The 24846-nt window shown below is 70.1% G+C and carries 12 protein-coding genes, 1 pseudogene and 1 CRISPR repeat array; of the genes and pseudogenes, 6 read left to right on the top strand and 7 right to left on the bottom strand.

Going from position 1 to position 24846, the window contains the following annotated elements:
* Positions 1-161 precede the first annotated feature (161 nt).
* From M6G08_RS35620 to M6G08_RS35595, 7 genes and pseudogenes are all read right to left on the bottom strand, one after another.
* Positions 162-1286 (bottom strand): hypothetical protein, encoded by a 1125-nt coding sequence (locus M6G08_RS35620; protein WP_272591595.1) that lies wholly within the window; start codon positions 1284-1286, stop codon positions 162-164.
* Positions 1287-1371: 85 nt separating this feature from the next.
* Positions 1372-3456, bottom strand: coding sequence for a methyltransferase, FxLD system (gene fxlM / locus M6G08_RS35615; RefSeq protein ID WP_272591594.1), 2085 nt, complete (start codon positions 3454-3456; stop codon positions 1372-1374).
* Positions 3457-3495: 39 nt separating this feature from the next.
* Positions 3496-4758 (bottom strand): lanthionine synthetase C family protein, encoded by a 1263-nt coding sequence (locus tag M6G08_RS35610; protein ID WP_272591599.1) that lies wholly within the window; start codon positions 4756-4758, stop codon positions 3496-3498.
* A gap of 23 nt (positions 4759-4781) precedes the next feature.
* Positions 4782-5582, bottom strand: coding sequence for a thiopeptide-type bacteriocin biosynthesis protein (locus tag M6G08_RS36195; protein ID WP_524540354.1), 801 nt, complete (start codon positions 5580-5582; stop codon positions 4782-4784).
* Positions 5583-5843: 261 nt separating this feature from the next.
* Positions 5844-7751 (bottom strand): annotated as a pseudogene (locus M6G08_RS36190) (lantibiotic dehydratase); the annotation flags it as partial.
* Positions 7752-8068: 317 nt separating this feature from the next.
* Entirely contained in the window at positions 8069-8248 is a 180-nt protein-coding gene (locus M6G08_RS35600; RefSeq protein WP_272591593.1) for an FxLD family lanthipeptide, read from the bottom strand.
* A gap of 196 nt (positions 8249-8444) precedes the next feature.
* Positions 8445-8891 (bottom strand): ATP-binding protein, encoded by a 447-nt coding sequence (locus M6G08_RS35595; RefSeq protein WP_272591592.1) that lies wholly within the window; start codon positions 8889-8891, stop codon positions 8445-8447.
* Between the two features lie 240 nt (positions 8892-9131).
* Here M6G08_RS35595 and M6G08_RS35590 point away from each other — a divergent pair, with 240 nt between their 5' ends.
* The 6 genes from M6G08_RS35590 (at position 9132) to M6G08_RS35565 (ending at position 23308) form a co-directional block, all read left to right on the top strand.
* On the top strand, positions 9132-10418 hold the full coding sequence (locus tag M6G08_RS35590) for an NsdA family TPR-like regulatory protein (RefSeq protein ID WP_272591591.1): 1287 nt from the start codon (positions 9132-9134) through the stop codon (positions 10416-10418).
* Entirely contained in the window at positions 10415-10954 is a 540-nt protein-coding gene (locus tag M6G08_RS35585; RefSeq protein WP_198941547.1) for a GNAT family N-acetyltransferase, read from the top strand. Before M6G08_RS35590 ends, M6G08_RS35585 begins: the two co-directional genes overlap by 4 nt.
* 1273 nt (positions 10955-12227) lie before the next feature.
* Positions 12228-15836, top strand: coding sequence for a LamG-like jellyroll fold domain-containing protein (locus tag M6G08_RS35580; RefSeq protein ID WP_272591590.1), 3609 nt, complete (start codon positions 12228-12230; stop codon positions 15834-15836).
* 109 nt (positions 15837-15945) lie between these two features.
* On the top strand, positions 15946-22404 hold the full coding sequence (locus tag M6G08_RS35575) for an RHS repeat-associated core domain-containing protein (protein ID WP_272591589.1): 6459 nt from the start codon (positions 15946-15948) through the stop codon (positions 22402-22404).
* An 84-nt stretch (positions 22405-22488) separates the two neighbouring features.
* Positions 22489-22710 carry a hypothetical protein gene (locus tag M6G08_RS35570; protein ID WP_272591588.1) on the top strand — a complete coding sequence of 74 codons (222 nt, stop codon included), beginning with the start codon at positions 22489-22491 and terminating at the stop codon, positions 22708-22710.
* A 391-nt stretch (positions 22711-23101) separates the two neighbouring features.
* Positions 23102-23308: a hypothetical protein gene (locus M6G08_RS35565; RefSeq protein ID WP_272591587.1), complete on the top strand. Its 207-nt coding sequence runs from the start codon at positions 23102-23104 to the stop codon at positions 23306-23308.
* A gap of 326 nt (positions 23309-23634) precedes the next feature.
* A CRISPR array of direct repeats spans positions 23635-24823; the repeat unit is 29 nt; unit sequence GGGACCATCCCCGCGGGTGCGGGGAGCAG.
* Positions 24824-24846 lie beyond the last annotated feature (23 nt).

Raw genomic sequence — 24846 nt, 5'->3', positions numbered from 1 at the left:
TCCCCCTCGTCAAGCAGCAACGCTAACACCGCAGTTGGCCCCGATAAGCGTCCACCAGCAAGGATCGGCCACCGACCAGAACAACAGCTACCTGATTGACGACGGACTCGGTTCAGAAACACGCACTGAGGACTCTTCGAGCTGCCCTTCTCAGGCTCTCTTCACGGGGGCGTAGGTCCAAGGTCGAACGCTCGGGCGAGGCTTGCCCGGATCACTCTGTCTCCGGTGCCCACGACCGAGACGAGACCTCCTCGCAGCTCGTCCGGCATGCCCCCTCCCCCAAGGGCGCAGGCACTCACCAGGTCACGGCAATCCTGCGCTTGCCGGCCCGAGGCGATCGCGGTGAACAAGGGGCTGGTCAGGGTCTCGCGGGCCGCGTAGCCGTCCCGGGCCTTCGTCGTCCTGCGGTGAAGGTGGTCGACGATGCGGCGTGCGGCAGGTGTATCGGTTGAACCGGTCGCGTCGAGGGCTGTGAGGCCGAGGCGGGTGTCGAAGACGGTCATGCCCGGTTCGGGCTTCCTACCGATGTACGCCGTCACCAGGTCCGCCACTTGGCGGTCGACCGGCTGCCCGGCGGCGCGGCGGCACAGGACGGTCAGGCAGGCCGTGACGGTCTGTTCCCACGGGTCGCCGGGCGTCGTGTCGGCGAGGAGGGCAGCGGCCCGGGCGGTGTCGCCGACGGTGAGTGCGGCGAGTACCGAGGTCTGGCGTCCGTCGAGCATCCGGCTGCCGACGCCGCGATGGGCCCTGATGTGCGCTTCGGCCTCGGCCCACCGTCCCGTGGTCGTGAGGGTGCGGGTGCCGTCGGCGAGGAGCACGCGCCACAGCCACGCACGGACCTCGTGACGGTCCTCGTCCGTCGCGGTGAGGTCCGACGGTACGGCGACGCCCTCGAACTGGGCGAACGTACCCGCCTCGACCGCCGCGTACAGGTCGAGCAGTCGCCGACGTCCCTCGTCCGCGTGTCCGGCGCGGATCTGGAGGCGGGCGAGGTTGACGACGGGTTCCAGGCCCCGGATGGCGCTCATGCCAGGCAGGGGGCAGGCGTGGAGGTAGGCGGCGGCGTGGCGGTGGCACAGCTCGCGGGCGAGGTCGGGGAGGCCGACGTCGGAGGCGATGAGCGCGGCCTGGTTGCAGGCGGATGATGCGAGTCCCTGGTCGCTCTTCTCGACGGCGGTGCCGGCGAGCTCGACCAGGGCGCGTACGCGCTCGGGCAGAGGCAGGCAGGGAGGCCGGAATCGGGCGACGAGCGGGAAGCGTTGGGCTGTGGGTCCGTGCGGGTCCATGGGTCCCCCGGGTGGGAGTGGGAGATGGTGCCCGCCGGCCACATGCCGGCCGGCGGGCACCGTCCGTCCGCTGTGTGGGGCGGTGTCAGCGCCAGTCGACGACGATGCGGTTCAACGGGGTGTCGAGTGTGAACAGGCCGGGGCTCGGCTCGGTCGTGGGGGCGTCGAGGGGCTGGAGCTCGAAGGTGGCCTCACGACCGCGGTACTCCCGGTCCCAGGTGCGGACGGCTTCGGCGACCCGCGCGGCCAGCTCGTCGCCGCCGGGGCCGTGACCGATGACGCCGAACTCCCAGAGTTTGCCGCCCTCCGGTGTCTTCCGTTCCGACACGCGCCGCGCGAGGTAGGCGACGGCGCCCTTGTCGACGACCGCCGAAGAGGAGGGGTAGGGGTCCTCCGTGAGGAGAGTGCCCTTGGCGGTCCGGGGGAACAGCATCCGGATCAGGCCCGAGGGCAGGGAGCAGGTCACGAACAGTTCCATCCACTCGGGCGACTCCATGGCGCGGACCGTCATGCCGGTCCATTTCTCGGTGCGCGGCTGGTACAGGACGCCGGTGAGGGCGTCCGCGTCGATGTTCTGCCCGGCCGGGGCCTGCAGCCGTACGGTGCCGTCCGTGCTGAGCGGGATGACGCGGCGGGCGTCGTCGGCGATGCCGCGCCGCAGCGGCATGAAGGTGTTCATCTGGCTGCCGAGCGACACCCACCGGCCGTCGCGCTGCTCGTAGGCAACGGAGCGGGACACTGTGCCCTTGAGGCGCTGGGGCACGAGGAGGCGGCCGCCGGGCGCGAGTTGCCGCAGCCAGGCGTGCGGCACTCCGTGTGCGCCGACGGTGGCGACGATCCGGTCGTACGGTGCGCCTTCCGCGTGGCCGAGGGCCCCGTCGCGGGTCACCGCCGTGACGTTGCCGATCCCGGCGCCGGCGAGGTGCGCGCGGGCGCCCTCCACCAGGTCGTCGTCGACGTCGAGGGTGGTCACGTGGCCGCTCTCGCCGGTCAGGTGGGCGAGCAGAGCGGCGTTGTAGCCGGTGCCGGCGCCGATCTCGAGGATGCGCTCGCCGGGACGGACGTCGAGCTGGTCCAGCATGAGGGCCACGACGCCCGGCTGGGAGGCGCACGAGATCGAGGTGCCGTCGGTGTCGTACTTGATGTTCACCGGCGCGTCGGCGTAGGCGTCCTCGAGCGACGCGCCGGGCACGAACACGTGGCGCGGCACGGTCCGCAGGGCGTGCTCGACGGCAGGTGTACGGGCGTACCCCTGCGCGCGCAGTCCGTCGACCAGGGTGTTGCGGAGGCGTTCGGCGTCTGCCCCGGGGGTGGCGATCGTGTCGTTCACCCCGTGGACGCCCTCCCTCCCGGTCGCCGTTCCACTGGACGGTGCGGCGTTGTCGCTCGTTCCCATGACTACCTCTCGTGCGATGTCGGACATGGCGCTCTGGTCGTCCCTGAGGAGACCGGCGCGGTTGGAGTGGAAGATCGTGTGGTGGGCGATGACGGCTCGGAGACCGCGGGTGAGGGCGCCACGACCGGCGAGGGCGGCCAGCTCGGCACCCGCCCGCTCGAAGGCTGCCACCCATCCGCCGTGCCCTGCGAGCGGGCCGCCCGGGCGGCACAGGCCGTGGGCGTCCACCGTCATCAGTTTGCGCATGGCGGGGCCGAGTTCGGCGGCCCGGTCGCCGGGCGGACGGCCGGTTGCCGGCCGGAGGGCGGCGACCTTCGCCCACACGTCGCCCTGCTCGAACCAGTCCAGTCCGGCCGCCCGCATCATCGCGCTCGCCAGCAGCACGGCGGTTTCCCGGCGCCCGAGGCTTTCCGGGCCGGGCCGCCGGTGGGTGAGCAGGTGGCAGCTGTCCCGATGGAACAGCTCGTGGGCGACTTCCATGGCATCGGTTCCGCCGAAAGCCTCGGTCTCGGGCTCGTAGACGCAGGGCAGCCACGACACGACCGGGCCGCCGTCCTGGACGAGGTCGCTCAGCACCGCTTCCACGGCGGGTGACGGCTCGTCGGCACGGTACCGCAGCGGCCAGGGCTGCTTGTTCATGAACCACCAGCCCGCGAGCTGCCCGTCCTGTTCGGCGGCGAGGAGGACGGGGGCGATGCGCTCGGAGACGGCGCGCTGCGCGCTCTCACGGTCGGCGAAGGTGATGTTGTGCTGCTGCCAGCGGTCAGGGGGCACGCTGATGTCCTTCGGTCGGTGGTCGATCGTCGTGGTCGGTCAGGCGACGAGCAGGCAGGCGTCCCAGGCGGTTCGGGGCGGTTCGGCGGCGCCGGACGCGAGGAGGGCCAGCGCGATCCCGGCTGCACCGTCGAGGAGGCCGGGGCCGCGCTCCTCGTCCCGGATCAGCGCCGTGGCGGTGTGCGCCGGGTCGGTGCCGGGCGGATGTGCGGCGGCCAGGAGTGCCGGGATCACGAAGCGGAGTTGACCGGCCGTCGAGGGGTGGGCGTCGTCGGCCGCCCGGGCGGCGATGTGAGCGAGGCCGGCGAATCCGTGGCACAGGGCGTTGTCCGTCGTGGCTCCGAGCTGGACGGGATCGGTGAGAGCGGCCACGAGGGCGTTCTCGGCGTCCAGTCGGCGACGGGTGTCGCCGAGGGCGAGTGCGGCGAGTTGCCGGGCGCGGGCGAGGCCGGCGGTGCCGTAGCACCATGACGGTCGCCGCGGCGCGGACGGGGCGAGGCGGCCGGCGCGCAGCTCGGGCCGGGTGACCCAGTACGGCCACGCCGGGCCGTCGTCGGTGTCCTCCTGCCAGTTGTCCAGCCAGGTCAGGATCCGGCCCACCGCTTCGTACTGGCCCGCGACGGAGGTGCCGTGCCGGGCGGCGAGGGCCAGCAACGCCAGTACCCCGCCGATGCCGTGCGCCATGCCGCTGTTGGCGTGTCCGCCGGGGAAGCGTTCGTCCGGCCGGCCCGACGGATTCGTTGGCGTCCACCAGCCCGGCAGGGTTTCTCCGTCATGGGTGATCGGCTGGGTGAGGCGTACGCAGTAGCCGAGGACGGCGCGCAGGACGGAGGAGTCGGGGGCGCGGCGCAGGAGGTGGGCGCCGTAGCCGGTCAGGCCCCGGACGGTGTCGAACTCGGCGAGCGCCGGGAGGCGTCCGGTGTCGATCCGTCGGTGAGCGGCGTCGACGCGGCGTTTCGCATCGGCCGCCGTCTGCCGGTCCAGGGTGGCGAGAGCGCGTCGGTAGGCGCCGGGCAGGTGATCGGCGGCGCAGGCCAGTGCGTGCGCGAAGGCGGGGGCCCCGTAGAACGGGTGGCTGTCGGGACCGCTGGTGAGCGGCTCGCGGGAGGCGGCGGCGAGCCAGTCGTGGGCGCGCTGCCACGGGCCGAGGCCGGCCGCGGCCCGCTCGATGTGCAGGAGTGCGATGCCGGGGAGACCGAGGGCGAGGTGCTGCCGGTGTGCCGTCGGGAACGACACCCCGCCGGGGTCGGCGAGGTGCTCGGCGACGGCGTCGGCCAGGCCGAGTGCCGTCTGTGCCGTCAGTGCTGCCTGTTCTGCCTGTGCGGTCATGGCGTCCTCCCGGTGGTGCGGGCGGTCCAGGCCAGGGCGGCGGCTCGGGCGAGGTGGAGGCAGGCCTCTTCTTCGGGGAAGTTCACCGCGATGTGCCGTACGAAGTGGACGTGCAGCAGCGAGGTCAGGACGTCGTCGAGGGCGATGCCCTGCGTGTGGGGTCCGGGCAGATGCCTCCGGTAGGCGGCGAGCGCCGCGTCACGGTCCGCCCACGCCTGCACGATGGGCGTTCCTCCGGGGGCGGCGCGCAGGGCAGCCCAGTCATCGCCGGGGTCGGCCAGACGTACGGCGTCGGCGAACTGCGGGCGCGGTACGGGGCCGGGCGCCGTGGGCGGGATGTGGTCGATCAGCCAGCGCGTCCCGGCTTCCGTGCTGCCGAGGAACGCGGAGGCGATGGAGACGGTGTGCGCGGCCACCAGTGTGCGCTCGTGGGGGCGCCGCGGTTGGGAGAGCTGGGCGAGGACGGCCCGCGAGTCCGCGCGGAACACGTCTTCGGCCGCGTCCCATGCGGCGCCGCAGCCCCAGCGTCCCGTCTCCCGGTAGGAGGTGGGGTACCGCAGGTCCGCCAGCAGACCGGCGTCGCGCAGTTCGTCCACCCACACGCTCATCGTCCGGGCCGTCTCGGCGAATGCATCGGGCGTGGGGAGCGCGATGCGCAGGCGCAGGTGCTGCTCGGGGTCGCGGAAGCGGACGAACCACCACGGCGGGCCTCCGAGCCGTTCGAGCAGATCGGGCAGGTGGCGGGAGAGCAGCGTGTCCTGGCGGCGAGCGTCGCCGTACAACGCGGCCAGCAGCACCGACGATGCGGCCGGGGTCTGTGTCTGGGCCGTGGAGAGGGCGCGGGCCGGGGTGGGAGCGGGCAGCTCTGGCCACGGAGACGGGCGGGTCGCCCGGAGTGGCACCACCACCTCGTGGGCACGGTCGTCGCACCAGCCGAACGCCCCCGGCTCCGCCGCCTCGACGAGTACGGCCTGGCGTCTCCGGTCGAGGTGGTGGCGCAGCAGCGTCCGGTGGCCGGCCTCGTCGAGGTCGAGGAAGAGTCGCCGGTCGTCCTCCACGAGGTGGACCCGCCGGGGCAGTCGCCGTCGGGCCCGCCAGCCGGTGAAGGCGGCGTCCCATTCGGCCCGTGGGCGTGCGTGGCCAGGCAGCTCGGACGCCTCGAGGCGCCATCGGGCCGGGGTGAGCACGACGCGCCCGTAGCGCAGGCGCGGCAGGAACGGCATCGTCGCCGCGGCGCCCCAGTCGAACACGGTGACCTGCGCGCACTGGGCGCGGGGCAACTCGGTGAGGAAGCGCACGAGCGGTGGGGTGTGCGTGCGGAGGTTCAGCGCGTGCATCCCGACGGCCTCGATGCGTCGGCCGCGCTCCGGATCGGCCAGGTACATGCGGCGGCCGTCGCACCCCACCGCCAGGTCGGCGGGGACGAGGACGTCGGCGTCGGGTGCCCGGTGTTCTTGGAGGCTGATCACGGTCGGCAGGACTCGCGGGGTCCGCGTGACGTGGGTGCTCTCCGGCAGGAGCGGCGGAAAGGAGAGCTGCGCGGGCACGGTGGCGCCGTCGGCGGCCGGGAGGCCGGACAGTTCGGTGGCCAGGGCCGCACGGTCGTCCGGGGGCAGGGCGCCGAGGAAGCGGCCCGTGGTCACACCGGCGCCGCGGGACACGCTCACGATCTCCAGCCGGAACCGCCCGCGCCGCAGCTCGTCCACGTCGGCTGCATGGACCCGGACCCCCACCTCCAAGTGCGGCGGCACGCGAGGTTCGTCGGGCCCCACGTCCAGGACGTCGATCAGCTCGTCGGTGAGGAGCACCTCGTCACGGCCGTCGAGCGCGGCGGCCTGCGCCAGCCGTACGAGGGCGTCGTCCCGGGCGGAGAGGCGTGGCCGACGGGCGCCGGGCGAGGAGCCCGGGTAGCCCTCGGGGTAGCCGATGCCGCTGTCGGCGACGACTTCCTGGAGCGGCACCATCGTGCCGATGCCGTACCGCTCGTAGAACCGCTGGTGGTACGCGCCCCACGCCGCGGTGCCGTAGGGGCGGGCGCTGACGCGGGTCAGGAGCAGCGCGGCGCGCTCGGCTTCACGGGCGACGGCGTCCGGCAGTACGAGCTGCGCGTCCAGGCGCAGGTCGAGCGCGACGGGGTGGCGGCGCAGGCCGGGCACGAGGGCCCTCATCCGGGCTGCGGCACCCTCGCGCCCACTGCACGAAGCGCACCTCGTCAGCGCGGTCCGGATTTCCCCCAGTTCGCGCACCATCCCGGCGAGAGCGGGGAAGGAATCGGCGCCGGCCAGGCGGAGCTGGTCGAGGAGATGTCCGAGGGCGTCGGTCTCGGTGCTCGGCGCGTGCAGGCCCGTGATCAACACCCGACGTCGGATCAGCTCGGCCAGCAGCCGACGTACCTTCTCCGGTCCGGCTTCGGGGAACTCCGGCTCGAGCTTGTCCGCGAGCTCACCGGCCCGGACCGGCTCTCGCGCCGCGGCGAGGACAGCGCGCACCGGCGCGGTCAGGGCCAGGGACGCCTCAACCGCGCGAGGCCGCTCACTGCGCTTACCCCGGTCGCTCCGGTCGCCTCGGTCGCTCCGGTCGCCTCGGTCGCTCCGGTCGCTTCTGTCATCGGATTGGAACGGCACGACGAGCCGGTCACCGCGGCTCGTCACGGTGTTGTTGACGACAACGGGCAGTCGTTCGAGGAGGTCCGGGCAGGACTCCAACCGCTCGACGACAGCGGCCAGCCACTCCGCGCCCGCACGGCCGACGGCCACGTGTTCCCCACCCCAGGCCACACTCGCCTGCATGCCGAATCCCGCGACGGTCACACCGGCGAAGAGCCCGAACGGCGTCGCCCTGTGCTGGGAACGCAGCAAGTAGCGGGCGACGGAGAGCACAGCACGCCGTACGTCGCGCGCGGACGGCTCGGCGCCCCCCGTGGACAACTCAGCGGGCATGCAAAGGCTCCGTACCCGCGCGGCCAGAACCGGGCTGGCGTGTTCGAGTGCTTCGGCGAGGTCGTCGTCGGCCAGGACCGCACGCAGCCACGCGGTGCAGGCGGCGACTCCGGCGACGGAGCGATCGTCGAGGTCGGGTAGCGGAGGGCACGGTGGCGCCGGCCGGGCAACGGCTCGTAGAAGAGCGGTCGTGCCGGAGCGGAACGCCGGGTACTGATCAGCCACCACTACCTCCGTGTGTGCGGGACGGGACGGGGCGGCTGGTGCCGCTGCGCCGCGAGATGCGGCGGCGGCACCAGCCGCGAAGGCGCGGAGAGCGGAGTCTCCGGATGCCCTCGGGATGCTCAGGCGACGTTCGTGGTGCAGGCGCCGCAGGTGGATCCGCAGTTGTCGTCGGTCAGGTTGACCAGACCCGCCGGGTCGGCCACCTCGACGAGGGAGACGTCCAGGTCGAAGCCGTCCGGAGTCCCCGGGGCCGGCCGGCTCACCTGAGTGCTGTTCGGTACTACCGTGTTGCGGGTCATCTTCGACTCCTTGGTGGTTGTTGGAAGGTTCTGTGCGGTGCCGCCCGCCCCCGGCCGTACGGCAGGGCGCCCCATGACCGGAGGCGGGAGTCTGGTGGGGTGGCGGCAGTCGGCCGCCGCTCTCCGGGGGGGGGCATGCGGAGACGGGCGAGGTCAGTCAGGTCCGGGAGGCCGGGGCAGCCTCTGAGGCGCGTACTCACGCCCCGCTCCTCAGCAGGAGTTCGGCCCAGACCTCCTTGCCCCACGGGCGACTGCGCGGACCGTGCAGGTCGTAGCCCCAGCGGTCGGCGATGCCGTCGATCAGGAGCAGGCCACGCCCTGACTCGTCGTCCTCGCCGGCCCGCCCGAGAGCAGGTAGGCGTGAGGGCTCCCGGTCCACCACCCCGACACGTATCCGTGTCGCGCTCGGCCGCCCGACGATCAGGCGGATCGACCGGCACGTCGTGTGCGTGACGGCGTTCGCGACCAGTTCCGACATGATCAGCGCGGTGACGTCGGCGAGGTCGTCGAGGTGCCATACGCCGAGGGCGTCACGAACGAGCGTCCGGCCTGCTTCGGCCGTGGACGGCTCGCACGGGCAGGTCCGGCTGTAGGCGGGATGTCCGGTGGCTGCGGTTTGCATGAGAGTGATCAGACTCGTCATCGGGGTTGAGCCCTCGCGTCGTCTCGGTGCCCGGCCCACCCTGAGAAGGCGCCAGGAGAAGGCCGGACCGTCACCGGCCGCCCGCTCCGGAGAAAGGGGGCGAGCGGCCGACACCCAGACAACTCGCTCCCGTAGTCGGGTGGTTAGGACGATCCACCCTCCGCTCCGAGGAAAGACCTAGGGCGATTTGACTACTGCTTTACCTGGTGGGTGAGGGGTCGTCAGGGCTACGGTGCGGGCATGGACACCACGCGCAACGTCGTGCTCGAGGCGTGGATGGCCGAACACGGCTACAGCTCCAACAGCCTCGCCGATGCCGTGAACAGTGCTCTCGAGCTCCTGACGGGGCGGCTTGGCGGACTCGACGGCTCGTCGGTCCGAGCCTGGAAGGCGGGCCGCGTCATGTGGCCCAAATCAGCCACCCGCAAGGCGCTCGAGGACATCAGCGGCCTGCCCGCCGTCGCTCTGGGGTTCGTGCCACGGGGCCGGTCTTCGTCCACCCCAGCCCCACCGCAGCAGGAGGACCCCGACATGAAGCGCCGTACCCTCGTCGGCGGCATCGCTGCCGTTGCCGCAGCAGCAGCGGCCGCGCCCGGCACCGCAGGGCCCCGCCGCATCGGCATGAGTGACGTGGACCGCCTGAACAAGCGCTTCGCCGAGATCATCGCCAGCGATCACCGACACGGTGGGCAGCTCGGCATCGAACAGCGGGCGGCCGCGCTCGCCGACGAGGCACTGAACCTGCAGAACGCCGGCAGCGCCACCCAGCGCGTACGCAGCAGCCTCTACGCCTCCGCGGCGGCCTTCCGGTCCTCGGCGATGTGGGCCGCCATCGACGGCCGCCGCTACGACGTAGCCAAGGGGCACATGCGTGAGGCCCAGGCCCTGGCCGAGATGTCCGGCGACCAGGCGATCAAGTTCCGCATCTGGAGCCACACGGGCACCATGTACCGCCACATGGGGCGACCCGCCGACGCGTTCGCCGCGAACGACGTAGCCCGCAGCCTGCACATCACGCGCCGCGACCCGATGTTCGCTTCCCTCGGCATGGCCCGGCAGGCGGCGATCCACGGCGCGGCGCACGACCGCACCGGCACCCGCCGTGCGTTCGACCAGGCACAGGAAGCCATGCTGCGCGCCGACCCCGGCGACTACCGGCCCGTGTGGCTGCTCGCCTTCTACGACCAGGCCGAACTGCACTCCCTGGCCCTGTCCGCCCATCTGGCACTCGGCGACCACCCGACCGCCGAGTACCACGCCCACCGCTGCCTTTCCGCTCTGCGGCCCCACATGGTCCGCTCCCGGGCCATCACCACGACCCGTCTCGCGCACGCCCAGCTCGCCCAGGGCGCCGCCGACGCCGCCACGACCACCGCGATGAAGGTTCCCGCCGACGCCGCCACCCGGCACGCCCGGGTGACGCGCATGCTGCAGGAGTTCGGGGCCGCGCTGCGCGCCACCGCACCGCGCAGTTCCACCGTGCAGGCCTGGACCGAGCACACCGCCTCCTGGAGGATGGCCGCATGACCACGGCGCCCACCATCGAACTGCGCACGTTCACCACCCTCGACACCGCCCGCGGCGACCTGCTCGACGTCTACGCCGATGTGCGCGCCCCGCTCCTCCACCTGCCGAACTACGCGGTCACCGCGTTCGGCGAACGCCTGGACCGGCACGGCGGCGAGCCGGGATTCACCGCTGTCCTCGCCTACGCGGACGGGCACCCGGTGGGCTACGCCTACGGCAACTCCATCGAGCACGGCGACCGCTACTGGCAGCGCACCAGCCCGGCGCCGGCGGACACGTACACCGAGCGCCCGGCCGTGGCCCTGAAGGAGATCGGCGTCCGGCCGGCGTGGCGGAAGACCGGCACCGCCCGGCGTATCCACGACGCCCTCCTCGCCAACCGCGACGAGCCCTTCGTCACCCTGATGGTCAATCGGGCCGCGGGCGACGGCAAGGTCCACGCCCTCTACAGGTCGTGGGGGTACGAGGACATCGGCCAGAGCCAGCCGTCACCGGCGTCGCCGGTCCTGACCGTGATGATCCGCGCCGTTCGCTGATCGCGGCGCGGGGCAGAACGCTTCGAGCGCGACGGCATCGGAGGCCGAGCGCTTCGTCCCCGCGGGTGCGGGGAGCAGGAGCATCAGATCCGCCGGGACCTGGAGGCGTACGGACCATCCCCGCGTGTGCGGGGAGCAGGCGGATGCTCCGCCCCGCCACGTCTCCGTGGCGGGACCATCCCCGCGTGTGCGGGGAGCAGACTGTTTGACCTGGGAGCCTACGGTCGCAGGGGCGCGTTTGCAGCGACTTCTGCAGATTCCGGCAAATAGGGCATGGGTGGCGTGGACTCGGGCGCCAGCAAACCGTAGGCCCGGACCACAACCTGTAGGCCACGGTCACCGACCCGCAGCGCGGTTGGCTCACCCGGACTGCAAGCGACCTCACCCGGCTGAGCCTCTCCCCTGCCCCTGGTCTCCCCGGGCCCCGGAACGCAGGCCAGGATGTGCTGGCGCCGCAGCCCGAAGCGGTCGGCGTCGTCGGAGGGGCAGCCTTGGTTAACGGAGCGGCCGTCTGCGATCTGGGCCTCCCTCGGGACGTGGGGCGGGTAAGGCCGGGCGGCAGGGTGACCGCGAGCCGTCCCCCGCAGCGTTCGGCCAGCGAGGTGGCGGCCCGCAGGGCGACCAATCCGCCTGTCGGGCCCGCAGCAGCGGGTGCAGTGCCACGGACACCGGGAAGGCGAAGGGGTCGAGGTCCGGTGCTCTCCTCCTCGAGCAGACTGAGGCTGTAGCGGAGCCACCTGTTGAAGTCGTCGTATAACGGCACGCCGACGGAGAGCGACAGGGTGTCAAGTGCCTCCCCGTCAGCCGCTACCACGCTTCCCGCGCTGCGGCCCGGGGCCGGGATACCCCATCTCTCATTCCGGACCACCGTCAGCGTGCCCCGACCTCGTCGATGCGGGCGTCTCCAGCACAACGTATACGGCCTTGGGGGCAGAGCGGCCGGGCTCGGCAGGACGGAGAAGCGGTGAGCTGTGCCATTGATCTTGGCGTGTCGGCATGGATGCGAAAGTGTGTTGTCTTTCCGTACAACCCTGCTTAAACGTCGGGTTCCTCACGTGGCCTTCCTGAACTTGGCGTGTTGTTGTCCGTTTCCTGGCTGTTGACCCGTCGCTCTGGTGAAGCGTTAGTTACTCCCTGGCTACTTTGTGAATCTTGTGGGCGGGGTGTGGCAAGGATGTGGACTCGGTTGCCAGGTGGGCGAGAAGTGCTGCCCGCACCGAAGGTCCGGGCTGGGAGGCCTGGCAGAAGACGTGACCGCAGGGCCGTCGCGGGCATGACCGCGGTCGTGTGTGCGGCGGTGGTCGCGGCTCTCGTTCCTGGTCCGGTGGCCTCCGCGGTCGGTGACGATGTGGCCGATGTGCCGTTGTCGGAGGGGCAGAAGGCCCTTCAGGCGGCCCAGGCATCTGGCCAGCGGGTGGAGGTGACCACGGAGCGCGGGGAGCGCACCACGGTTTTCGCCAACCCGGACGGTTCGACGTTCACGCTGGAGGAGTCGTCGGTGCCGGTGCGGGTGGCGAAGCCCGGTGGCGGCTGGCAGGCACCCGATCCCACGCTGGAGACGCGGTCCGATGGCTCGGTGGGGCCGAAGGCGGCCTCCGCGGAGATGTCCTTCTCCGGTGGTGGAGACACGTCGCTGGCGCGAATCGAGGAGCAGGGCCGGTGGCTGGAACTGGACTGGCCGGGTTCTCTCCCAGAGCCTCGGCTGGACGGCTCCAGCGCCGTGTACCCCGAGGTGCTGCCGGGTGTCGATCTGAGGGTGACCGCGACGGTCGAGAGCTTCCAGCAGGTGCTGGTCGTGAAGACGCCCGAGGCCGCCGAGAGCGAGGAGCTGAGCAAGCTCACCTTCGGCCTCAAGTCTGACGGTCTGGACGTGGTGGAGGGCGCCGCCGGCAATCTCGCCGCGCTGGACGACGACGGACAGGCCGTCTTCAAGGCGCCGCCGGCGCAGATGTGGGACTCGGCGGGCCAGAGCGCTCCGGAGCCGAAGACGCAGCTCCTGCGGGTGGAGGCGGGGCAGCCCGAGCCGGCGGATCCGGCGGAGAGTGCGGCCTCGGGGACGGGTCTGGAGCCGGGGCAGGGCGACACGGTCGCCCGGATGGATGTCCAGGTCTCCGAGGACGCGCTGACGGTTGTGCCGGACGCGCAGATGCTGGCCGGCACGGACGAGTCTGCCTTTCCGTTGTTCATCGATCCCACGATCACTTGGGGTGAGTCCGAGCGGACCCTGCTGCGCAGCGACGGCTACGAGTCCTACGGCTGGGGCAACGGCAGCGACAACCGAGGCAAGGGAGCCGGCAAGTGCGGCTCCTGGAGCGGCTACTACTGCGGGCCGGGATACGTGCAGCGGCTGTACTTCGAGTTCTCGCCGGCCAGTCTCAAGGGCAAGAAGGTCCTGGACGCCACGTTCCGGGTGACTGAGCCGTGGGCGTTCCAGTGCAGCCCCCGCTGGGTGGACCTGGTCCGCACGAACAACATCTCCTCCTCCACCACCTGGTCCTCACGGCCCAAGGAACTGGACTGGATGGGCGACCGGTACGTGTCCGCCGGCCGTGGCTCACTGTGCGACCCGGACGCGCCGGACGCGCCGATCGAGTTCAACGACAACCCGGAGGAGACCAACGAGAACCTCACCCCGACCGTGCAGAACTTCGCGGCGGGCAAGTTCTCGCGGCTCACACTCGAGATCCGCGCCCATGACGAGTCGGACACCTCGGCGTGGAAGCGGTTCCGCAACGACGCGGTACTAGCCGTGGACTTCGTGGGACTCCCTGACAAGCCGACCGGTATCGCGCTGATGACCGGCTCCGGCGCTGTGTGTGAGCGGTCGGAAGCTGATCCAGCGGTTGTCTCGGACCCGACCCCGACGCTGCGGGCGTACGCCCAGACCAAGTCCGGAGGCGAGAAGGAGGCGCAGCTGCGGGTCTACTTCGACCTCGATCACAAGAACGCGGACGGTACGTGGACGGACACCACTCCCGGCAACGGATCGGTCCGGCCCTCGTCCGGATATGTAGGAGACGGCAAGTCCGTCACCCTCACCTGGTCGACGCTGACCGACGGCAAGTTGTACCGCTACCAGGCCTGGACACACTCGTTCTACAACGCCGGTAAGAGCCATCTGTCGAGCAGCACCTCCGGCTGGTGCTACTTCAAGGTCGATTCCACCGCGCCCAAGGCACCCAAGGTCACCGTCGGGGAACCGTACAGCGTGTGCACGGCCACCGCATGTGCTCCGGGTGGCGGGCCCAACCAGCCGGCGGCCCTCTCCTTCGCCGCCGCGACCGGGGACGCGAACAACGTCTCCTACCAGTACAAGCTGTCTTCGGATGACGCCTGGTCGAGTGAACTCAAGGGCGCCTCGGTTACGCAGAAAGTCACGCCGCAACGTTCCGGCACCTACAGCGTGTACGTCCGGGCGAAGGACGACGTCGGCCGCTGGGGCGCGCAGAATGTCGTCGACTTCCTGGTGGCGGCGGGAGAGGGGCCCATCGGGCGGTGGCACTTCGACGAGGCGAGCGGTGTCGCCGTGGACGCCGCGACAGCGGACGGAAAGGACGACGCGACCCTGGGAGGGGGCGCGGTTCGTGATGACCGCGGACGTCGTGGGCTGATCACCCATGACGCCGAAGGGCAGCCGCTGGAGACGGCGATCACGGACAAGGGGCTGTCCCTCAACGGCAGCACCGGGTACGCCGCCACCGGCGGGCCGGTGCTGGAGACGCGGTCGGCCTACACTCTGTCCGCTTGGGTTCGGGCGGACAGCCTGGACAGAAAGGCGGCCGTGCTGTCGTCACGGGACGGCGTGAGCAGTCCCTTCATCTTCTACTACAGCTCCACTAGCAAGACCTGGTACTTCGGTGTGCGCCAGACCGGTGAAAAGGACTGGTACTGGGGCAGGTCAGCGGTCTATCCGGCGCAGGCCGGCGTATGGACACATCTGGCGGGCACGTACGACCCGGCGAAGAAGGAACTCAACTTCTACGTCGACGGCCGCAGGCAAGGGGGCGCCGTCACAGCCGAGGGCTCCTGGCCGTCGACCGCACCGTTGGACTTCGGTCGTCACCAACTCAGCAGCGGCCCGGCATTCTATTTCCCGGGCTCGATCGACGAAGTCGCGGTGTGGCAGCGCGTGCTGTCCTCGAAGGAGATCGCCGACGAGGCGCAACTGCTGACCTCGGAGGGCTTCGCGGGCGCCGAACTGGTCGCCGACTGGTCGGCCGCGCGCGGAAGCGGTTCCACGATCACCGACACCACCTCCGGTTACGGCAAGACCCTCATGCTCGAGGGAGGTGCGGCGATCGACGGGGAGTCGATCGTCCTGGACGGGGTCGACGACGCCGCCACCACACCCGGACCGCTGGTGTACGACCACAGCTCCTTCACCGTGTCGACCTCGGTTCAGCTCGACGGGACCAAGCTGCTGGCCAAGGACATCGGCTACGCCGGCCAGGTCCTGGGGCAACGCACGGCAGACGGCTCCTCATGGGGCTTCTGGTTCGAACTGACCGGCAAGGACACCTACCTCGACGACAACCGGGAAGAACAGACGGTCCCGGTCGGCAAGTGGCACTTCGGCCGGCTCAAGGCCGACGGCACCTTCTCCTCGGTGGTGTCCGACGATGTCGCAGCCGTCGACAGCCCGGTGCGCCTGACCGGCATCTACAACTCGTTGAACGGAACGATCAGCCTCTACCTCAGCCACGTCCAGAACGGCGGAACCCAGGCCTACACGATTGCGCTGGGCAGTGGCGACTTCGCCGTCGGCAAGGGATTCACCGGCGGCGCGTGGAAGCACTACCTGCCGGCACGCATCAACGAGGTCCGGCTGTGGGCGGGTGCGATGGCCAGCAGCGATCAGATCGACTACCGCATCGGCGACTGACCACCGCATGCCGGGTGTGGCGCCGGCCTGGCCGGTGCCACACCCGACGTTCCAGCACACCACTTGCCGACCCAGACGACGCCGGAGAGCGCAGGCGGAACGGATAGACATGGATATTGGCATAGGCACGACAAAGAGACGTGATCGGCACAGAGGGCGCGGTGCGACCGTGGCAGCCGTCCTGGCATTGGCACTCGCCGTCCCCACCGGGCTGGCCCCCGTGGCGGCGCAGGCCGCTGAGGGCGGGCTCGGCCGACCGGATCTTCCTGGTCAGCGAGTGAGCAAGGTCAAGGAGACTGAAGGACCGGGTGCTCGGAAGGCCCGTGCCAAGGTTGCCCAGGGCGAGAAGGCGGACGCTGAGCGCGCTCGACGGTCGAAGGACGAGCAGCGGGCGGCGGCCTGGCCAAAACAGGGCGATGCGATCGTCGAACTCCGTGCCGGCAAGCGCGGCAGGGCCAAGCCCGGCGGCCTCCCCGTCACCGTCAGCCCGTCCGGAGGCAAGAACAGCGCCGCGTCCGGCACCGAAGCCCGTATCCATGTCCTTGGCCAGCAAGCCGCCGAGAAGGCCGGCATCACTGGCGTGCTGCTGACCGCCGAAGCCGACGAGGCGGGGCAGGCCCAGCTCAGCATCGACTACAGCAGCTTCGCCTCCGCGGTCGGCGGCGACTGGGCCGACCGGCTGCACCTCGTTCGCCTTCCCGGCTGTGTGCTGGACACGCCGGACAAGGCGGCGTGCCGTACCACCACTCCGGTGACGTCGGACAACGACCGCGCTCAGCAGACCCTCACGGCCGCTGTTCAGCTATCCGAGACCGACACCGGTCCTTCGACTCAGCTGGCGCGGGCGGCGGCCTCCACACAGACCGCGGTGTTCGCGGTGACCGCCGCCTCACCGGGAGCAGGCGCGTCCCCGTCCGGCGCCGGCGACTACTCGGCCACCGACCTCTCGGAGTCCTCGTCCTGGGAGGCAGGGGACAACTCCGGTTCGTTCACCTGGAACTACGACATCAGCATGCCGCCCGCGGCGGCCGGGCCGACACCGGAGCTGGCCCTGTCGTACGACTCGGGCAGCGTCGACGGCCGCACCGCCGCCACCAACAACCAGGGCAGCGCGGTAGGCGAGGGCTTCAGCCTGACCGAGTCCTACATCGAGCGGTCCTACGGCTCCTGCGACGACGACGGCCACGACAAGGCCAACGACCGATGCTGGAAGTACGACAACGCCCAGCTGGTCCTGAACGGCAAGGCCACCCGTCTGGTGAAGAAGTCCGGCGACGCGGAAAGCACCTGGCGGCTGGCGAACGACGACGCCTCCACGGTGACCCGCTCCACCGGCGCCGACAACGGCGACGACAACGGCGAGTACTGGACCGTCGTCACCGGCGACGGCACCAGGTACGTCTTCGGCAAGAACAAGCTCGACGGCGCCGGCAGCCAGCGCACGAACTCGACGTGGACGGTGCCGGTCTTCGGCGACGACTCCGGTGAGCCCGGTTACAGCAGCGGCGACTCCTTCGGCGACCGGGCGGTGACCCAGGCCTGGCGGTGGAACCTCGACTACGTCGAGGACACCCACGGCAACGCCTCCACCTACTGGTACGCCAAGGAGACCAACCACTACAAGAAGAACAAGGCAGCCACCGCCAACGCCTCCTACACCCGCGGCGGCTACCTGAAGGAGATCAAGTACGGGCTGCGCAAGGGCGCGCTGTTCACCGACGACGCCGATGCCAAGGTCACCTTCAGCCACGCCGAGCGGTGCACCGCGTCCGACTGCTCGTCGCTGACAAAGGACACGGCCAAGAACTGGCCCGACGTCCCCTTCGACGCCATCTGCACCGACGGCGACGACGACTGCCTGGGCACCGGTCCGTCGTTCTTCTCCCGCAAGCGCCTGACCGGCATCGACACCTTCTCCTACAACGCCGCCGGCGGCGACTACGACCCGGTGGACTCCTGGGACTTCACGCAGGAGTACCTGGACGGCGGAGACATCGGTGACACCTCCGACCACGTCCTCACTCTGAAGTCGATCAAACGGACCGGCAAGGCCGGCGGCACCGCCATCCCGCTCGCCCCGGTGTCGTTCACCTATCAGTGGCGCGAGAACCGGGTGGACGGCACCGATGACATCCTCCCGCTGACCCGGCCCCGCATCGCCACGGTCACCTCGGAGACCGGATCGATCACCACGGTGACCTTGTCCTCGCCGGAGTGCACGCGCAGCGAGGTACAGGGCGCTGCCGAAGACGTCAACACCCGCTCCTGCTTCCCGCAGTACTGGAACGTCAACGGGGCCGAGGACGCGTCGGTGGACTGGTTCCACAAGTACCGGGTGGAAGCCGTCGTCGTCTCGGACCCGGCGGGCAACAACGACGCCGTCGAATACGCCTACGACTACAGCGGCGCCGCCTGGCACCACAGCGACAACCCCTTCACCCCGAAGGACGAACGCACCTGGTCCGACTGGCGCGGCTACCGCCAGGTCACCGTCCACACCGGCGCCAAGGAAACCACCCGCTCCAAAACTGTCTCCCTCTACATGCAGGGCATGCACGGCGACAAGCAGAAGGACGGCACCACCCGCTCCGTCTCCGTGACCCCGCTCGCCTCCCCGTCCGTCGGCGTCGCAAGCATCACCGACAGCGACCAGTTTCAGGGCATACGACGCGAGCACGTCACCTACAACGGCTCGACACCGATCACCGTCGAAGTCACCGACCCGTGGTCCAAGGAGACCGCCCGCCAGAGCGCGCCCGGCGCCGCCGACCACGTGGCCCGCTACGTCCGCACCGCCAAGTCCACCACCTACGAGTATCTGTCCGCCGCCGACGCCTGGCGCTCCCGCTCCCTCGCCACCTCCTACGACGACTACGGCATGCCCGTCACCGTCGGCGACTCCGGCGAGATCGGCAAGGGCGGCGACGAGACCTGCACCCGCACCTGGTACGCACGCAACGACGCGGCCGGCATCAACGACCTCGTCTCCCGCACCCGCACGATCGGCCGGTCCTGTTCCATCATCGACACCAGCCTGAACCTGCCCGCGAACTCCCAGACCCGCGGTGACGTCCTGTCCGACACCGCCACCGTCTACGACAATCCCGACGCCACCACCTGGTCAGCCTCCCAGAAGCCCACCAAGGGCGTAGCCACCTGGACCGGCCGCGCCACCGGCTACAACGCCACGGCGGGTCCGGACAAGCTGCGTGCGGCCTCGGGCTGGCAGACCACGTCGACCACCGCCTACGACGTTCTCGGCCGCCCCGTCGGCGTCACCGACGCCGACGGCAACACCACTCACACCCGCTACACCCCCGCCACCGCGGGACCGCTGACCAAGACGACCGTCACCAACCCCAAGGGCCACGTGACGGACACGTACATCGACCCCAGGCACGGCCAGGCCGTGCGCGTGTACGACGCGAACGCCAAGAAGACTGAGTCCACCTACGACGCCCTCGGCCGCCTCACCGCGGTCTGGCTGCCCAACCGCAGCAAGGCCGGCGGCTACAGCGCGAACACCACCTTCAAGTACCACCTCGGCAGCAGCTCACCGTCCTGGGTGTCCACCTCCACCCTGAAGAAGGACGGCAAGACCTACAGCACGAGCTACGAGCTGTACGACGCGATGATGCGGCCCCTGCAGACCCAGACCCCCAGCCCGCTCGGCGGCCGGGTACTCACCGACACCCGCTACGACACACGCGGACTGGCCTACGAGAAGTACGAGGACATCTTCGACACCACCTCCGCCCCGAACGGCACCTACACCCGTGCCGAGTACGGCGAGGCCCCCACACAGACGGAGACGGTGTACGACGGCGCGGAGCGCCCGACCACCAGCACTCTGTACGTGTACGGGGTGAAGAAGTGGTCGACCACCACGAGCTACACCGGTGACTCCACCGCCACCACGGCCCTCAAGGGCGGTTCGGCCAGCCGCACCCTCATCGACGCCCGGGGCCGGACCGTGGAAACCCGCGAGTACGCGGGCACGAGCCCCGCCGACCCGCAGTTCGGCGGCGGGACAGGGACAGCCTCGTACACCTCCAGCACCTTCCAGTACACGCTGGACGACCTGAAGACCCGCGTCACCGGGCCCGACGGCGCCCGGTGGACGTACGGGTACGACCTGTTCGGCCGCAAGATCAGCGCGGACGACCCCGACAAGGGCCTGACCCGTCTGTCCTACGACCAGCTGGACCGGCTCACCCAGACCACCGACTCCCGCGGCAAGAGCGTCATCACCGCCTACGACGCTCTCGACCGCATCACCGGCACCTGGGCTGGATCGAAGACCGATGCCGGCCAACTGACCGCCTTCACCTACGACGCCCTCCTGGAGGGACAGCCGGACACCAGCACCCGCTACGTCGGCGGCAAGAACGGCACGGCCTACACCAAGACCGTCACCGCCTACGACAAGCTCTACCGGCCCACCACCACCGAACTCACTCTGCCGGGCTCTGACCCACTGGTCGCCGCTGGGGCACCGACCACCCTGCAGTTCGAGGGCCACTACAACATCGACGGCACCCTGCAGAGCACCAAGGAACCCGCCCTCGGCGGACTGCCCTCCGAGGTCGTCGGCTACCAGTACACCGCCACCGGACAGGTCACCTCGATCGTCGGCAAGACCGGCTACCTCCTGGACGCCGACTACTCCGCCCTGGGGCAGGCCCGGCAGCTGACACTCGGCACCGCCGACACCGAAGAGCACAAGAAGGCGTACGTCACCAACCTCTGGGAGGAAGGCACCAAGCGCCTCCTCGGCAGCCACGTCACCGACCAGACCCACCCGTACAAGCTGCAGAACCTCGCCTACACCTACGACCAGACGGGCAACGTCACCTCCATCGCCGACACCAGCACCCTCGGCGGCACCGCAGCAGCGGAAACCCAGTGCTTCGCCTACGACGGTCACCGGCGCATGACCGGAGCGTGGACCCCCGCCTCCCAGAAGTGCTCCGACACCCGCAGCGCGCACAGCCTGGGTGGAAGAGCCCCGTACTGGACCAGCTACACGTACAACGACGCCGGCCAGCGCACCACGCAGACCGAGCACGCCGCCGGCGGCAACACCACCACGAACTACTGCTACGAGAAGGAGGGCCAGCCCCACGCCCTGACCGGCACCAGCACGACGGCGGACTGCACCAGCCCCGACCGCGCCTTCACGTTCGACAGCACCGGCAACACCACCAGCCGGCCCGACGGAACCGCCACACAGGACCTCGCCTGGTCCGAGGAAGGCAAGCTGACCAGCCTGACCGAGGACGGCAAGACCACCGACTACCTGTACGGGGCGGACGGTACCCTCCTCGTCCGCGACACCGAGGACGGAGAGCGCATCCTCTACGCGGGCGCGACGGAGCTTCACCTTCGCGCCGACGGCACCGCCTGGGCCCAGCGCCGCTACGGCTCCGGTGATGTGACCGTCGCCGTCCGGTCCAACGAGAGCGGCAGCAATGAGCTCAGCTATCTGGTCAATGACCCGCACGGCACGGCCACCCTTGCCATCGACGCCACTGACCAGGCCTACTCCCGGCGCTACATGACCCCGTTCGGCGCCCCCAGAGGCACCGCAACAGGATCGGCATGGCCTGACGACAAGGGCTTCCTCGGCAAGACCACCGACACCGGCACCGGACTCACCCACGTCGGCGCACGCCAGTACGACCCGGAGATCGGACAGTTCATCAGCGTCGACCCACTCCTGCAGACCGGCATCGGGCAGACCCTCAACGGCTACAGCTACGCGGTTCAGAACCCGCAGACCGTCGCGGACCCCACCGGCCTCGGTGTCCCCGGATGCCACACCGGCGAAATCAAGAACTGCCGCAACGGCGTCCCCGTCAGCAGCGGCAAAAAGGCCAGCAGCGGTAGCGAAGGACCGGTCCGCGCCTGCCGCTGCGGAAAGCGCCCCCCGCTCGTGAAGGGCATGAAGCCCACCGGCCTCGGAGGCATCCCGGGCCGCCGCAACATCACTCTGCCCTCCACGCCCGCACCCAAGGGCTGGCTGAGGACCGTACCGTCCACCTCCGGGGGCAGCCCTGCCCCCAACCCCGGCCCCAAGCCCAAGCCGGAGGCCAACAAGAACTGGTTCGGTAAAGTACTCGACGTTATCGGCGTGGGAACTGAGCCCAACACGTGGGGCGCTTGCATTAGCGTTTCCGGAGGAGCGGTCCTGATGGGGACTCTGGGGGGCTGCGTTATGGTGAGCCGTAACGCCGACGGGGACTGGGATCTCGGCGTGAGTGGTTCTCCGGCGATCTCCGGGGTCGGAGGGGGCCTCTCGGCAGACCTCACGGGACTGACGAGTAACGCGGACTCGCTCGACCAACTCCGAGGCTGGGGCTGGGACAAGGAAGTCTCCGCGCACTACGGAATCGGAGGTCTTGCCAGCCATGAATCCAGTTTCAATCTCGACGGATCATGGGTGAGGAACAGCAAGGGCGAGCCGGTATGGGCCACTGAGGTAGGTGGGGGCCCCGGCGTCGAAGGAGGAGTTGAGACAGGACTCAACTACACCTGGGGTTGTTCGCTGCGGCTCGGCTGCAGTTGATTCTTACCTTCTTGCCGTCGGCCCGATAAGCGAGCACTCGGGCCGACGGCCTCCGACGCGACAGAAATAGAAGGGCTGTTCTCCATGTTTATCATTCCACTAATCCTCGGGCTTGCTTGCCTCACCTTCGGACTGGCGCTAGCCACGAACCATCGCGGGTTCCGCGACCGCCTGGCAGCTTCACCCATCAATATCGCGCCAGGAGATACCAAAGTGCCGGGCACCTTCAAGGCTGTCGGCGTAATGGCCTCTATTTTGGGTGTTTTCATGACCCTTTTTGGGGTAGTTTTCGCAATCTTCACCTGATTCAGGCGCAAGCATGAGATTGTTCTCTCTTTCATTCGGCGGGTTCGCCGCCCTTTTCGGCTCCGGAGTCCTCCTATTTGGCTCTTCCGTCATTGTCAATTACCGCGGCGCGAGGGACCGACTGTCTGAATCAGCGGCGGCATCCACGGCGAGCGGGAACTGGAGACCGTCACTCATCAGACTACTGGGGTGGCTCTGGGTATTCGTTGGACTACTTGCCATCTTTTTCGGTCTCATGCCCCGGATGTGACTACGGTTAGCCCTCCGGGTGGAGTAGGTGTCTTGTTCGGCTTGACAGGAGCCGGCGCCGTGGTGGCGGAGTGGTACGTCTTTGGTCACTGACGGGGAGGCGGCCCGTGGTTCAGTCGCTAACGGGCGGAGAGAAGGAATCATGTTCCTCCTGATAGCGGGGCTCGCTCTGATCGGCTTCGGAGTATGCCTGATAGCCAATATCAAAGAAATCGCCAACCGGATTTTCGATTTCTACGCTTCATCCATGAACACCGGAAGGGCTACGCGTGAGACCTTTCGGTATGTGGGGATTGGCGGCGTTCTGGTAGGGATGCTCTGGGTTGCGGCCTCATTCTCCATGATGTGACCGTCGTAGCCGGAGAGCTAAACGAGGGAAGCGTGCTTCCCTCACTACTCCGAGCCGTCAGATAGGACCCCGCCAAGGGCGTACGCCTTCAGGCGCAGCCAGCAGCAGACACTCCGCTCCTGGCTGCGTCTGAACGCGCACGCGGCATCACGCCCACTCCTGGCCGAGCTGCGACGGAATGGCACTTCGTTGCACGAGAACGTTGCCCGAGAACCTGTGCAAGGACCATCCCTGCGGGGTGCAGGGAGCAGGCGAAGCCGCCCGCGCTCCCGGGTCGCGACAAGGGACCATCCCACGGCCCCCGCCGCGGCCCACTGCTTCGCCTCGGGACCATCCCCGCGGGTGCGGGGAGCAGCCTTGGTCTGCGGGCCGGTGAGCTTCAAGGGCGGGACCATCCCCGCGGGTGCGGAGAGCAGCGGGTGCGCGACCTCGCGACCCGGATGGAAGAGGGACCATCCCCGCGGGTGCGGGGAGCAGGGCCCGTCGTTGACGCACAGGAAGCCCCGCCCGGGACCATCCCCGCGGGTGCGGGGAGCAGGCGGTCATCACTCGGGTCCTTCCGGTGTCTGGGGGACCATCCCCGCGGGTGCGGGGAGCAGTCCCAAACAGGCCAGGCCTCAATATCGCCCGGGGGACCATCCCCGCGGGTGCGGGGAGCAGTCCGGGGTCGGGTCCCACGTGGTGCCCGTGCTGGGACCATCCCCGCGGGTGCGGGGAGCAGTCCCTCCCGAGCGGGGCCAAGCCGATGCCGCCGGGACCATCCCCGCGGGTGCGGGGAGCAGCGGACAGGAGGCCGTGCGCACCATCTGGCCCCAGGGACCATCCCCGCGGGTGCGGGGAGCAGAGGAACTGCACCTGCGCCGTGGCCCCCTGGTTGGGACCATCCCCGCGGGTGCGGGGAGCAGTACTCCAGGACCCAGAAGTCGGGCTCCGTCTGGGGACCATCCCCGCGGGTGCGGGGAGCAGTTGAAGCGGGCGGCGACGAACCTCGGGGACCAGGGACCATCCCCGCGGGTGCGGGGAGCAGATCGGGGCGGATCAGTCGTCTTCGTCCGGAGGCGGACCATCCCCGCGGGTGCGGGGAGCAGGGCTTTTGGGCACAGCATCGGACGCGGGACCTGGGACCATCCCCGCGGGTGCGGGGAGCAGTTCGTTCCCGATCCGCAAGCCTGTGACCTGCGGGGACCATCCCCGCGGGTGCGGGGAGCAGCATCTGCCAGGTACGAACAGTGGCTGCCTCGTGGGACCATCCCCGCGGGTGCGGGGAGCAGCTCGCGGGCGAGGGAGAGCAGCGCCCCGCGTAGGGACCATCCCCGCGGGTGCGGGGAGCAGGGCGTGCCTGGCTCCTCGTTCCCGCTGCAGTTGGGACCATCCCCGCGGGTGCGGGGAGCAGGCCTGGTCCGCTCACGTGGAAGTTGCTCTTCTCGGACCATCCCCGCGGGTGCGGGGAGCAGCACAGCCCCGGCGCCGCCCGACCCGCGCCGCCGGGACCATCCCCGCGGGTGCGGGGAGCAGACTGCTTGACCTGCGAGTTTATG

Origin of the sequence: Streptomyces sp. M92 (assembly GCF_028473745.1) — a bacterium.
In the GTDB taxonomy this organism is placed as follows: Bacteria; Actinomycetota; Actinomycetes; order Streptomycetales; family Streptomycetaceae; genus Streptomyces.
The sequence above is the reverse complement of the archived record's forward strand: the minus strand, read 5'-3'. Positions and strand labels throughout refer to the sequence as shown.

What these genes read in the sequence shown, in the direction of transcription:
- M6G08_RS35620 (WP_272591595.1), bottom strand. Translation starts at nt 1,286, where the DNA reads ATGGACCCGCACGGACCCACAGCCCAACGCTTCCCGCTCGTCGCCCGA.
- M6G08_RS35600 (WP_272591593.1), bottom strand. Translation starts at nt 8,248, where the DNA reads ATGACCCGCAACACGGTAGTACCGAACAGCACTCAGGTGAGCCGGCCG.
- M6G08_RS35595 (WP_272591592.1), bottom strand. Translation starts at nt 8,891, where the DNA reads ATGACGAGTCTGATCACTCTCATGCAAACCGCAGCCACCGGACATCCC.
- M6G08_RS35590 (WP_272591591.1), top strand. Translation starts at nt 9,132, where the DNA reads ATGGACACCACGCGCAACGTCGTGCTCGAGGCGTGGATGGCCGAACAC.
- M6G08_RS35585 (WP_198941547.1), top strand. Translation starts at nt 10,415, where the DNA reads ATGACCACGGCGCCCACCATCGAACTGCGCACGTTCACCACCCTCGAC.
- M6G08_RS35580 (WP_272591590.1), top strand. Translation starts at nt 12,228, where the DNA reads ATGACCGCGGTCGTGTGTGCGGCGGTGGTCGCGGCTCTCGTTCCTGGT.
- M6G08_RS35575 (WP_272591589.1), top strand. Translation starts at nt 15,946, where the DNA reads ATGGATATTGGCATAGGCACGACAAAGAGACGTGATCGGCACAGAGGG.
- M6G08_RS35570 (WP_272591588.1), top strand. Translation starts at nt 22,489, where the DNA reads ATGTTTATCATTCCACTAATCCTCGGGCTTGCTTGCCTCACCTTCGGA.
- M6G08_RS35565 (WP_272591587.1), top strand. Translation starts at nt 23,102, where the DNA reads ATGTTCCTCCTGATAGCGGGGCTCGCTCTGATCGGCTTCGGAGTATGC.